The sequence below is a fragment of the Candidatus Symbiopectobacterium sp. NZEC127 genome (assembly GCF_025962675.1).
Classification (GTDB): domain Bacteria; phylum Pseudomonadota; class Gammaproteobacteria; order Enterobacterales; family Enterobacteriaceae; genus Symbiopectobacterium.
Genome location: NZ_JAGFPG010000001.1, coordinates 951502 through 964335 on the forward strand (window position 1 = coordinate 951502; position 12834 = coordinate 964335).

At 45.0% G+C, this 12834-nt stretch carries 13 protein-coding genes and 1 pseudogene; 12 read left to right on the forward strand and 2 right to left on the reverse strand.

The genetic code is table 11. From position 1 onward, the window contains the following. Positions 1–21 precede the first annotated feature (21 nt). Positions 22–150 carry a hypothetical protein gene (locus tag J5069_RS04495; protein WP_264642720.1) on the forward strand — a complete coding sequence of 43 codons (129 nt, stop codon included), beginning with the start codon at positions 22–24 and terminating at the stop codon, positions 148–150. Positions 151–155: 5 nt separating this feature from the next. On the opposite strand, the gene ychH is transcribed toward J5069_RS04495, so the two are convergent. Further along, positions 156–428 (reverse strand): stress-induced protein YchH, encoded by a 273-nt coding sequence (gene ychH, locus J5069_RS04500; protein WP_222160621.1) that lies wholly within the window; start codon positions 426–428, stop codon positions 156–158. Positions 429–791: 363 nt separating this feature from the next. Here ychH and pth point away from each other — a divergent pair, with 363 nt between their 5' ends. From pth to J5069_RS04515, 3 genes and pseudogenes are all read left to right on the forward strand, one after another. Further along, positions 792–1379: an aminoacyl-tRNA hydrolase gene (pth, locus tag J5069_RS04505; protein ID WP_264642721.1), complete on the forward strand. Its 588-nt coding sequence runs from the start codon at positions 792–794 to the stop codon at positions 1377–1379. Between the two features lie 128 nt (positions 1380–1507). Beyond that, positions 1508–2602, forward strand: coding sequence for a redox-regulated ATPase YchF (gene ychF, locus J5069_RS04510; RefSeq protein ID WP_264642722.1), 1095 nt, complete (start codon positions 1508–1510; stop codon positions 2600–2602). Positions 2603–2689: 87 nt separating this feature from the next. Continuing rightward, positions 2690–2842: pseudogene (locus J5069_RS04515) on the forward strand (IS3 family transposase); the annotation flags it as partial. A gap of 104 nt (positions 2843–2946) precedes the next feature. Here the strand turns inward: J5069_RS04515 and J5069_RS04520 are convergent. Next, on the reverse strand, positions 2947–4782 hold the full coding sequence (locus J5069_RS04520) for a DNA/RNA non-specific endonuclease (RefSeq protein ID WP_264642723.1): 1836 nt from the start codon (positions 4780–4782) through the stop codon (positions 2947–2949). A gap of 461 nt (positions 4783–5243) precedes the next feature. Here J5069_RS04520 and J5069_RS04525 point away from each other — a divergent pair, with 461 nt between their 5' ends. From J5069_RS04525 to J5069_RS04560, 8 genes are all read left to right on the forward strand, one after another. Continuing rightward, positions 5244–5828 carry a DUF4255 domain-containing protein gene (locus J5069_RS04525; RefSeq protein WP_264642724.1) on the forward strand — a complete coding sequence of 195 codons (585 nt, stop codon included), beginning with the start codon at positions 5244–5246 and terminating at the stop codon, positions 5826–5828. Then, positions 5829–6611, forward strand: coding sequence for a hypothetical protein (locus tag J5069_RS04530; RefSeq protein WP_264642725.1), 783 nt, complete (start codon positions 5829–5831; stop codon positions 6609–6611). Positions 6612–7202: 591 nt separating this feature from the next. Next, entirely contained in the window at positions 7203–8762 is a 1560-nt protein-coding gene (locus J5069_RS04535) for a phage tail sheath family protein (protein ID WP_264642726.1), read from the forward strand. A gap of 78 nt (positions 8763–8840) precedes the next feature. Next, positions 8841–9311, forward strand: a complete 471-nt coding sequence (locus J5069_RS04540) for a phage tail protein (protein WP_264642727.1) — start codon at positions 8841–8843, stop codon at positions 9309–9311. Positions 9312–9360: 49 nt separating this feature from the next. Continuing rightward, positions 9361–9837 (forward strand): phage tail protein, encoded by a 477-nt coding sequence (locus J5069_RS04545; protein WP_264642728.1) that lies wholly within the window; start codon positions 9361–9363, stop codon positions 9835–9837. 198 nt (positions 9838–10035) lie between these two features. Continuing rightward, the gene (locus J5069_RS04550; RefSeq protein WP_264642729.1) at positions 10036–10689 is read left to right on the forward strand and encodes a CIS tube protein; all 654 of its coding nucleotides are present in this window, start codon (positions 10036–10038) and stop codon (positions 10687–10689) included. 14 nt (positions 10690–10703) lie between these two features. Next, positions 10704–12497 (forward strand): type VI secretion system tip protein VgrG, encoded by a 1794-nt coding sequence (gene vgrG, locus J5069_RS04555; RefSeq protein WP_264642730.1) that lies wholly within the window; start codon positions 10704–10706, stop codon positions 12495–12497. A gap of 19 nt (positions 12498–12516) precedes the next feature. Further along, positions 12517–12816: a PAAR domain-containing protein gene (locus tag J5069_RS04560; RefSeq protein ID WP_264642731.1), complete on the forward strand. Its 300-nt coding sequence runs from the start codon at positions 12517–12519 to the stop codon at positions 12814–12816. Positions 12817–12834: the final 18 nt, after the last annotated feature.

A 12834-nucleotide genomic window follows, 5' to 3' on the forward strand; every position in this document is an offset into this window, starting at 1 on the left:
AGCGTGACAATAATATCGCCGATGAACAATGGCGATAATTATTACCGGGTTCAGCTAAAACACATGAAGAAAATGCTCTGCGCGCAAAGCGGGTATTTTCTGCCAGAAGAAAAAAACATCCCGACGCCTGCCGAAACAGCAGGCGTCTGATATTATCAGGAATGGGGTTGCTGACGGCGGCAGCGTTTGTCGAAATGCTTCACCCACCAGTAGCGATCGGCGACGGCTTCACGCCCGCCAATACGCGCCCCGACCAGCCAGGTCATGGCACCGGCGAAAATGGCCATCAGGTCGAAATAGGTAAAGTAGGCGGGCAAGTTCAGCTCCGGTAATTGGCTGATGATGGTGAAGGCGATCCCCCCGACCATTAACACCATACCGATGCCCATAAATACGTTGCCCAGCATGACAGCATTTTTGCGTTTCATCTGTCACCTCCTGTAATGGTCAGGTAAAATACGTGACCGATCGGAAAAATGAAAATGCTACGTAACCGTCCTTGTTCTGATCTAATTATAGACGCTGTAGGCAATAAGGTATTGCGTAGGCGATCACAGATAAGCAAGTGTAGAAACGTTTTTTTACATTTAGTGCTTACCGCGGGTGAATATAATTAATCACAAATTTGAATTATTACCAAAGTAAATTATTTTCAGCCATTTTCTGCTGCACGCTCATCCAACGCGCGACAAACAACCTGCTGAAGGCTTTTTCACTGCCCTACTCCTGTGTAAACTACGCGTTTGACTTTCTCTTATCGGCGTCATGAGACGCAAAATCTGGGACTTAACGTGAGCAGTATCAAATTAATCGTCGGATTGGCGAATCCGGGAGCCGAATACGCCGCCACGCGCCACAATGCCGGTGCCTGGTACGTTGACCAGTTGGCCGAGGCTTATCGGCAATCGCTTAAAGAAGAGGCCAAATTCTTCGGCTATACCGCGCGCCTCAACCTGGCCGGTCAGGATGTTCGCCTGCTGGTGCCCACCACCTTTATGAATCTCAGCGGTAAAGCGGTGGCGGCAATGGCAACCTTTTACCGCATCCAACCGGATGAAATTCTGGTGGCACACGATGAACTGGATCTTTTACCGGGGGTTGCCAAACTGAAACTGGGTGGCGGGCACGGCGGGCACAACGGCTTGAAAGACATCATGAGCAAATTAGGCAACAACCCTAACTTTCACCGTTTGCGCATTGGCATCGGCCATCCCGGCGACAAAAGCAAGGTAACCGGCTTTGTTCTGGGCAAACCGCCCGCCAGTGAACAAACGCTGATCGACGGTGCGATCGACGAAGCCATTCGCTGCACCGAGATTCTGCTGAAAGACGATATGGTTAAAGCAATGAATCGGCTGCACGCCTATAAACCTGCGTGAAGTGAGATTCCTGCGCAGGCGGTTCGAGTTAATGCGCCATTCCGTGTATAATTGGCGCCAACGTATTTATTTGTTCAGATGTAAAAGCATAACCATCTGATTAATAAGCTATTTAAGGTGATGAAAGTATGGGATTCAAATGCGGTATCGTTGGGCTGCCTAACGTGGGTAAATCTACGCTGTTCAATGCACTGACCAAAGCCGGTATCGAAGCGGCCAACTTTCCGTTTTGCACCATTGAGCCCAACACTGGCGTGGTGCCGATGCCCGATCCGCGTTTGGACAAGCTGGCCGAGATTGTTAAACCGCAGCGTATTCTCCCCACCACGATGGAGTTTGTCGATATCGCGGGTCTGGTAAAAGGCGCATCGAAAGGTGAAGGCCTGGGCAACCAATTCCTGACCAACATCCGTGAAACGGAAGCGATCGGCCACGTGGTGCGCTGTTTCGAAAACGACAACATCATTCACGTAAACAATCGGGTCGATCCTGCTGATGACATCGAGGTCATCAATACTGAATTGGCACTCTCCGACCTGGATACCTGTGAACGCGCACTGCACCGGGTGCAAAAGAAAGCCAAAGGTGGCGATAAAGAGGCGAAAGCGGAACAAGCTGCACTGGAAAAATGCCTGCCACAACTGGAAAACGCGGGCATGCTGCGGGCGCTGAAAACCTTGACTGATGAAGACAAGGCTGCCATCAAATACCTCAGTTTCCTGACGCTAAAACCGACCATGTATATCGCGAATGTCAACGAGGACGGTTTCGAGAATAATCCTTATCTGGATAAAGTGCGTGAAATCGCCGATGCAGAAGGTTCCGTGGTGGTGGCGGTCTGTGCCGCAGTGGAATCGGATATTGCTGAACTGGATGACGCTGACCGCGATGAATTTATGGCAGAACTGGGCATCGAAGAGCCGGGCCTGAACCGCGTCATTCGCGCCGGTTATGAGCTGCTTAGTCTGCAAACCTACTTCACCGCAGGCGTAAAAGAAGTGCGCGCCTGGACCATCCCTGTCGGCGCGACGGCACCACAGGCCGCCGGTAAAATCCACACCGACTTTGAAAAAGGCTTTATCCGCGCGCAAACCATCGCTTATGAAGACTTTATCACCTACAAAGGTGAGCAAGGCGCGAAAGAAGCAGGAAAAATGCGTTCTGAAGGGAAAGAGTACATCGTTAAAGATGGCGATGTGATGAATTTCTTGTTTAACGTCTAATTTGATTTTGTTGTCTCATGGGATCTCATCGCATCTCATGAAGACTAATGAAACCTCTAAAATCCACGCCGTTGCGTGGATTTTTTCTTTTCGCAATACGGTTTTAAGAAGCGTTTTCAGGTCATTCACAGACAGGGTAACGTATGAAATTATAAGCGAGTTCGTGGTATTTATTGTCTGTTAAAACTGAATTTTCGTCGAAAAGGAAAACAACGTTTGCCAGTACGTAACCCGGCGCCATGAGTTCCACCGGAGGCGCTTAATCAGAGCTGGTGGATTGATTTTATGCACGATGTATTCCTATCCCTCTATAAACAATAGTGTTACGAAGAATGCATGCGCATCTAATGGTGGTGCACATTACAAAGAAAAGACTTGTCCATCCTCCCTTCTGTACAAATTGAATTTTTGCAGCGAGGGCCTTGTCCACCTTTCGTTTTAGCCACGCACCTATTCGGCAAAGTACCACCATACTTATTTGCGATATTACTGATGATATTTGGGTTTGTGTGAAAGACATCCAATGCTCCAACAGCAATCCCTTTCAATATTTGAACCTCTGGTAAACGTGCAGAGAGATATCTAAAACCTGGTATCGCCAACACGTTCTGTTGTAGAAATTCTATAACTGCCGACAGGTCGTACTCGTTATCGGAAAGAAATTGAGCCTGAGCGGTTTGGTTGCCAATTATTAAAGATAGTAATGGATCTAGAAGTGTTACTTGTGGCAAGCCGAATGTCGAAGCCGCAACGGTCAAAAGACCAATTTCTGCACGATTTGCAGCAATACGCGTGCCTCCTTCTTCAGTTAGTAGAAAGTCTCCACCTCGCCCAAGTAAATCAACTATTGCCTCGGCTGCAAGTCCGCGAAGGAGATGTGGCGAAAGAGCGAAAGCAGGAAGAAGGGGAAATGCGCTCCACAAAGCGGCACCAATTGCCAATTTTGCAGGAATTTGTAACACATCCCAAACCTCCAACGTGTTTCCATAATTCACAAGACTGTTATTTTTTGTTTGAATAACATAGGATTCGCCATTTGTGTAACGCCATTGGCGGATGTGTCTTGAGTAGGGAATCCAACTACCTTTACCACCTTGCACCCACCAAGTGCAATTCAAGGCTGTAGGAATATGATCCTCTGTTGCCATTACTTCATTCAACTCAGGAGTCCAACCATAGCGTATGATATTGGCAAAATACCGAGGCCATTCCCAAGGCCATCGGCCATAAACAGGCTGTACTCGATAAGTAATTGTTTTTCCTGCCTTAACAAAGTTTAGAACACTGTCTTCAACTTGATTCAGGTGACTGGCGGCTGATGGGTTGTTGGTTGATTGAGTGAGAGGAGTAAGGTTTTTCCATTCATCTCCAGGCCCACCCAATTTTCCTCGAAGTAAGTGACCGGCAACATAGTAAGATTGACCGCCTAGGTTTCGACGCATCATCAATGATTTGTATGAAGCGTTACTCGCCTTCAAGGTATCGGAATCAGTTCCGCTTCCATCAGGTTGGTTACCTGAATTCAAACCATTTACCTGCATAAATGATCCAAATCCCCGCCCAGTGAGCGGCCCCCACAAAGGTAAAGCTTTATTATTGTTGTCTTCAACGTTTCCACGAATCATTCCTGCAATGCGGTAACCTAACCCGATACCTATGTCGCTTAAATTGTTACCGATAAGCTTACGCCCTGCTAATTTGAACCAGTCTCCTGGCGAGGCGAAATAGCCGATTTGCAAATTCCCAGGATCGTCTCCCTGTACTCTAATTGCACTCAGTTTAAAATCTGATTCCGCTACTTCCAATATCTGTTTCAGTTGCTCAGGATCAGGATCGCTTTCAGATATTTGTTGAGTAACCCATTTGTGCGCGGCTAGCTTTCTATCTGTAGTTGAAACATTTTCATCTTTGCTTGCATACGTATCATCCGCAGAGTCAGAAAAATAACCATTACTTTCTTCTTTCTGAATAGCACGCTGCTGTTGATTTGAAATGTTGTCCTGGAATTGATCTATCTGCTGAATGTGTGGACTATTGTTCATCACGTTCTCTTGCAGTTTTCGTTGAGCAACAGCTTCTGGTCTATTATCCACAAACCCAACGCCTTGCTTTACATTATTTTCCTTCTGAGCAACCCTTTTACTTATATTCTTCTTCGGTTTCTCTACTTGTGCATACATATCTCAACCCATTTATTTTTCAGTGATTGTTATAGGCAATGAATAAAGCCTATAACATCCAGATCGCCGACAAGTGACCTTTAATTGGACTATCTTTATATCAAAAGAGGGCTCTTTAACTCCCATAAATACTCTGCAACGCTTGAGCCCCTAAACCATCCGCTTCATGCTCTAACGCCGGGTTATCATTCACCGACAATTCCAACTCAATTATAGTCAGTTTCTTATAGTCGTCACACTTGCAATGTCTTTAAACAATCCTTCCAGTAACTGATCTTCAGAGAGAAGAGACATTGCGCAAATCGCAATGATACAGGGACAACAACGTCATCAGATCAAACATCCTCCTGTTAAAAAAACCACAGAGCGTCATTCAAGGTTGTAAAACCCTCGACAAATGCGCTATAGCTATAAAATCCCAATTGGGAACGCCATTTCCTATTCTTAATCAGGAATATCCCATGCTAGACCTCTGCTTAGATTACTTAAAAGAAAGGATGAACCAATCCGTTAAGAACGTTTTTGATTTAGCCGATGATCTGGTGATTGTCTCGCCACCAACAGATCTCGATGGCTCAAAGTCGCCTAAAATACAAAACAAGATCCTCGTTTTCGTTAGCAACATTGAGAAAGACGCATTTTCAAAAAGTTATCGACAAGATTTCAACGCGATGAGCAATAGAACGGCGGTATCATCACAACCACTTTTTATCACCATGACGGTGACAGTCGCGGCTAACTTTAGTACCAACCATTACTCAGACGGGTTAAAGGTACTTTCCCATTTCCTGGCATTCTTCAACCGCCTTAGCAGTTTCAATCGACAGAACTCTCCCGATCTCCCGAAAAACATCGAACAAATCAACATGGAACTGGAGTCCATACCGGGTGATCAGCTTAATCACATGTGGGGAATATTCGGCTCACACTACCTGCCCTCATGTAATTATCGAGTGAGAGTACTCATACCGGATAGTGAGTCTATTCTGTCTCAGGTGGGTAACATCCATTTGTCAGCTACCACGATGGCAAAAAGAGAGAATTAAATGGCAGACTATCAATCGTTCTTAGCAGTTAGCGTTTTGCATGATTATTACAATGCAAACAGCAACGGATTAGCCCCTGTTGATCTTATACCCGACCGGGACACCGCATGGTTACTCAGGCAATACAGCATTCTGCTGAAATCCGCGCGAGGGTTTACACAACTGGTTGTCGATACTGAACAGTTTGCTGATTTAGCCGATTTGACCGATGAATTGGCCTTAAGGTTCTATCTCGTGAGCACAGACCCCGTCACCAGAAGCATCACACAAATGCCCAATATGTTCGATATTTCAACTATAAAGGCAGCATTTATAGATAGCGCAACGCTTGATATCAGCGCAGAACAGTGGGTTGATATAGATCAGTTAAATGCAACTACTGCCTACGAAGGGGTTGCCACTTATAACAAAAATTTAATCAGCATACTCACCGTCAGTCTTCCAAAGCACCACTTAACCTTAGAAAAAAAGTCTATCACGGTTCGGTTCAACGCCATCTCGACCTGTTGGAAATATTATATATTTTCGTTAAGTGGCACAAAAAAACTCACCATTTCCGACGCATTCACAGAGCAAGAGCATGAACAGATCGCCAATAAAACGGCAAGGGTTTTTCTATCTAACGATCAAATCCCCTTGAGGCAGGTTTATACAGAACCCTTTTCACTGTCAGATGATAAGAACGTTATTATTAAATCCCTTCCACTTCCTACACCAGATAATATTTCAATATTTATTGCCAAAGAGATAAAAAAATCTATCACTCACATCTATGTCAACTGAAAACGCTATGATGTGTAACCCTCTCATGGCAATCATACGCAAGCACCGCAAAGTGACAATCGCTGAATAAAGCAGGAATACGTATCGGTGGGCATAAATCATGAAATTTTATGCGATTAAAACCATAAAAAATTTAATCATTATCTCTTTAAACATGGTTTAATCAGGATTTTATAGGGTAATTTCAGACCAGCAGAAACGCAGTGATACCGGGGTATTGGTTTCAGGAAAAACCAGTTGCATCATTTCTAAGTTGCGTCACGTGCTCTGGCCGTTTTTATCGCATGATAAAATTTACCCTGCCACAACAGGAAAAAATTTTTCATTATTTTCAATACATTAAAACACACCCTTCACCTTTCGTTGGCGCTAGAAACCAACCCGTGCCGCGAAAAGTCTATATTGGTAAAGATGAATAATGTCGCTTGAATTTCTCAACATCAACAGTTGACAGAAAACACAGCAAACGCTATACCAAACATATCACTTGTTAATCAGATAGTTCTTATTGAATGCCTTTCTTAACAGCGTTTTTTCCTGTGTGTTAACCGTTGGGCATGGTTGCCAATCAATTACATGAAGGTCCAAACTATGGGCGTAATGAAAACACCTGGCGTATATATTGTTGAGCAGAACGCATTCCCAAACTCTGTTGTTGAAGTTTCCACTGCGGTTCCCGCGTTTATTGGATATACAGAGAAAGCGGATAACGGTGGTAAATCGCTAAGTAATCAAGGATGGCGTATTACTTCCATGTCGGAATATCGGCAATATTTCGGTGGAGAACCACAACACTTATTTGAAATATCCGAAATTGGTGCCGCGCCTGATGCTAATACCAAAGAGGCATTTAAGCAGGCAGGGAAAACTTACCAAATAACTCAATCAAACACCCGCCATCATCTTTACTACAGCATGCTCTTTTTCTTTCAAAATGGTGGCGGCCCTTGCTATATCGTGTCTGTGGGTAATTATTCCGATGATATCGATGCAGGCGCATTAAAAAGCGGTATTACGCCTCTGATTAAAGAAGCGGAACCCACCATGCTGATTATCCCTGAAGCAATACAATTGGCAGAAGACGACTGTATTAACGTCGAGCAGGCCATGCTCGGCCATTGCGGCGGCAAGATGAAAAACCGAGTGGCTATCTTAGATATCTGGAACGGTTACAAAGACCGTCAGCATCCTGATGGCGACTGTGTTGAAAACTTCCGTTCTAAACTGGGTACCAATTATCTCGATTACTCTTCCGCTTATTACCCCTGGCTCAACACCTCTATCGTGCAGGACAGCGATGTCAGTTTCCTCAACATCAGCAATGTAGATAAGCTGGCAGAGCTACTGAATGGCGAAGTTGCTGCGATGTTCAGTGACTTAGAAGGCCTTTCGGAAGAAGAACTCAGTACGGGCGGTAACAAGCTGAGAGCGACGCGAAAACAAGCGATGCTCAATGAAATTGCTAAGTTAAGCAGCGAAATATCGAGACCTGATGCGGTGCTGCTGCATAAGATTCTGTCGAATATGAGTCCGTTATACCAAACTATTATGGCGGACATTAAATTTCAGCAAAATATCCTGCCCCCCTCCGCGGCGATGGCCGGTATTTATACCATGGTCGATAACTCTCGCGGCGTATGGAAAGCGCCAGCCAACGTCAGTGTCAATGCGGTGGTCTCTCCAACTGTTAATATCAGCGATGATGAACAAGAAGATCTGAACGTTACGACACAGGGTAAATCGATCAACGCTATTCGGCCGTTTATCGGTGAAGGCACATTAGTCTGGGGAGCCAGAACGCTTGATGGCAATAGCTTAGACTGGCGTTATATCAACGTCAGGCGCACGATGATTATGTTAGAAGAGTCCATTAAGCTTGCTTCAAAAGCGTATGTCTTCGAACCCAACGTCGCCAATACCTGGGTCTCAATGGAAAGCATGCTGGGTAACTTCCTGTACGGTATCTGGAAACGAGGCGGGTTAGCAGGTTCCACACCAGGTGAAGCTTACAATGTGAGCGTTGGTCTGGGTAAAACGATGACCGGAAACGATATTCTGGAAGGTATTCTGCGTATTACCGTGTTGGTCGCGATGGTTCGCCCGGCTGAATTTATCGAAATCACTTTCCAGCAAAAGATGCAGGAATCCTAGATTCTGACCTCTGCATTACTGTGTGGTTAGCATTCAATATCGTCGAATATTACGTGGACAGCTTTTCAGGAGACTCCCATGGCAGATGATGGCTCAGCTCAATCCGAAACCGTATGGCCAATGCCGAAATTTCATTTCGAAGTGAAATGGGATGGCGGTGCTGGCGCTGGAATGGTTTCAGCATTTCAGGAAGTATCAGGGCTTGATTTAGAAGCACAGCCCATTGAATATCGTGCGGGTAATAGCCCGGTATTTTCGACCATAAAAATGCCCGGATTGATAAAAAGCGGTAACGTCACGCTTAAGAAAGGTATTTTTAAAAGTGATAATAAGTTCTACACCTGGTATTCGAAGATCAAAATGAACACGATCGCCCGCACCGCCGTCACTATAAACCTGTTAGATGAAAGTGGCGCGCCAGTGATGAGCTGGAAATTAAAAAATGCCTGGCCCACCAAAGTTACCGGCACCGATTTAAAGTCGGACAGTAATGAAGTGGCAGTTGAAACCATTGAACTGGCCCATGAAGGATTAGAAATCTCCGTTTGATTTCTTTCATTGAGCAAAGCCTTACTTCCGGGATAGAGAAAGTATCATCATGGGGACCTCAAAAGGCACTGGTGCAGTTCAGGGTGATGGTGACTGGCCTCTTACGGCTTTCTACTTCAGCGTTTCTATCAGTGGCTGTGCCGATGACACAGCCTTTCAGGAAGTCTCCGGACTAGAGTTCCAGATAGAAACTGAAGAGTATCGCGAGGGAGGAAATAACCTGGTTTACCATCTGCCCAAGGCCATAAAAAGTAGCAATTTAACGCTAAAAAGAGCGGTGACGGATAAAACATCTAAGTTACTTGCCTGGTGTCTTGGCATTTTGAATGATGAGCTATCAAAACCGATTCTGACGAAAAGTGTGTCGATCAATTTGCTAAATGAGAAAGGAACCACCTGCAAAAGCTGGACTGCCTCAAATGCATATCCAGTAAAACTGAAGATGGCACCTTTCAACGCAACGCAAAATGACATAGCCATTGAAGAGATTGAAATTTGTTTTCATCATTTGAAAAGGAACTTATAACTGTGCCATTAGAAATAAAACAGCTTGTGATTAAATCAAAAACGATAAATGACGATAATAAAAACCCGTCATTCGGCACGGATAGGTCAAGCGTTGATTCTGAAGAAAATCAGCCTGAGACAGCGCTCTCTTACCAATTGATAACGTCGCCTGATGAAGTAAGAGAAAGATAAGTGATTTAAACAAAGGGAATTCAGAATGGAAAAAATAACAATTAAATCAGTGACGTCTAAAGGAACTGTTGCCCAAACATTTTCGGCAACGTTAAATCCTAATAGCATTAAGCATAATTTTGGTATTTCTTACACGGATAAAGGCCCTCAGCAACAAGGTGATGTCTCACCAACAACGGTGTTTAAAGGCTATGAAAGCGAGAAATTGGACTTCGAACTGCTGCTCGACGGTACAGGAGTCACCGGCAATACGAGTACAAACACCGTGCAGAAGCAACTTGCCACGCTTAAAAAAGTGACCTACGCCTACAATGGTGAACAGCATGAACCTAATCCAGTAGTGATTGCATGGGGTTCATCTGTAAACTTCCAGGGTCGCTTAACCGCTATCAGTATTCATTACTCTCTCTTTGATTCTTCTGGTAACCCACTGCGGGCAACGGTATCACTTAGCTTTGCAAAGTATTTAACTCAACAAGAAAAAAGTGCCTTAAAAAAACAATCCTCCCCTGACTTAACACATATCATTGAATTCAAAGCGGGAGACACGCTTCCCATGCTATGCCATAAGATCTATAACAACAGCAGTTATTATATTGAGGTTGCTCGGGCTAATAATTTGATCAGTGCCAGACAGATCAAACCCGGCACAAAACTTTACTTCCCACCTTTAATTTAGACATTGGATTAATTATGGCCATCTCTCCATTAAAGAATAGTAGTACTGGCGTAACCACCTACACCATTAAAGTCGGTGGCAAAGCGATTGACAGCGCCATCGGCATTATCGCCATCCATGTTCGTTATCAAATAAATCATATTGCTACAGCGGAGATAACCGTTAGCGACGGTGATATGCCCTCTCAACGCTTTGATGTTAGCGATGCCGATACGTTTAAACCAGGATCAATCATTTCTATTTCTGCTGGCTATGCGAGTGATGAAAAGACTATTTTCGAAGGCATTATTATTAGTCATGGTATAGAAATCACCGCGGATAACAGCTCATTCCTCAATATTGTTTGTAAAGATCAGGCGATTGCGATGACGATTGCCAAGCATAGCCAATGTTTTCTCGCTAAGTCTGACAGTAAAATCATTAGCAGCCTGCTCGCAAAATACCCCAATATCACAGGCTCCGTCGGCAGCATTACCGACCCCTACCCTGAACTCGTCCAGTTCAACAGCACTGACTGGGATTTTATCCTCACGCGAGCTGAGGCCAATGGCTTTGTAGTCACGAACCAGTCCAATAAAGTTACCGTTGATAAACCGGCAATAAGCGGTACGGCGGCCCTCGTTGTGACCTATGGAACGGATTTAATGTCGTTCTCTGCAAAAGTGGATGCGCGAAACCAGCTAAGTTCTGTCACCGCTACCTCTTGGGATTCTACTAAGCAAAACATGGTGACAGGTACCGGTTCATCTCAGTCTATCTCTGGGCAAGGTAATTTCGCGAGCGCCGATTTAGCGAAGGTATTAGGCATCAGCGATTACACCCTACAAACTGCCTCAACCATAACTGCAGATTCACTAACCCGCTGGGCTAGTGGTCAGCAGGTTAAAGCCATGCTGAGTAAAGTTCGAGGCCGGGTTACTTTTCAGGGAAACGCTAGCGCGACGATTAACAGTTTACTTGAACTGGCTGGCGTTGGTGAACGTTACAACGGCCCACATTATGTTGGTGGCATTCACCACAGTATTGAGAAAGGTCAGTGGATTACCACGGCCGAGTTGGGAATGTCTGCGATGTGGTCGGCAGATCACCGCGATATTGGTGCCCCACCCGCTTCAGGATATTTACCGCCCGTAGATGGGCTACAAATCGGCGTAGTGACAAAATTGGATGGCGATCCAGATTCAAATTATCGCATCCAGATAAAGATCCCAACGTTGAATAGCGAAGCTAATTTAATCTGGGTACGATTAGCCACGTACTATGCTTCATCAGGGTGCGGGAACTTTTTCATTCCCGAAGTGGGCGATGAAGTGATTATTGGCTGTATCAATCAGGATCCCAGTAATCCCATTATTCTTGGCTCACTGTATAGCAGTAAAAATAAAATGCCTGAAGAGATTACGTCAGACAACCATATCAAGACCATCGTCACAAAAAGTAAAATGAAAATTATTTTTGACGACGAAAATAGCGTAATGACGTTAAAAACACCGAACGGCAATTCCATCGTGATTAGTGATAAAGATAAATCCATTACCCTGACTGATCAGAATAGTAATGTGATAAGCCTGGATAAAGATGGCATTGCTATCACCAGCAGTAAAGATATAACTCTCTCAGCCAAAGGGTCGGTAAAAATTGATTCCAGTCGCGATACCACTATTAAGGCCACTGGCGACGCTAAAATTTCAGCGTTAAATGTTTCAGCGCAGGCCAATACGGGATTAACACTGAAAGGAAATGCCACCGCAGAACTCTCATGCTCAGGAATGACGACCATCAAGGGTGCCCTGGTCAAAATTAATTAGCGATTAACGGAGTTGATATATGCCCTTTGCAGCAAGAATTACGGACTTACAGGTGTGTCCGATGGTAACCCCGGGGTTTCCTCCAATTCCTCACGTTGGAGGCCCCATTATAGGACCGAGCGTACCAACGGTCTTAATTGGATCTTTGCCCGCAGCAGTCGTTGGGGATAGTTGCGTCTGCGTTGGGCCGCCATCGACCATTGTTAAAGGATCTGCCACGGTGATGATTGGTGGGAAACCTGCGGCAAGAATGGGTGACACCACCAGCCACGGAGGAACGATCACGCTAGGATGCCCTACGGTCATTATTGGCGGTTAACCACAGCCGACGAGGATT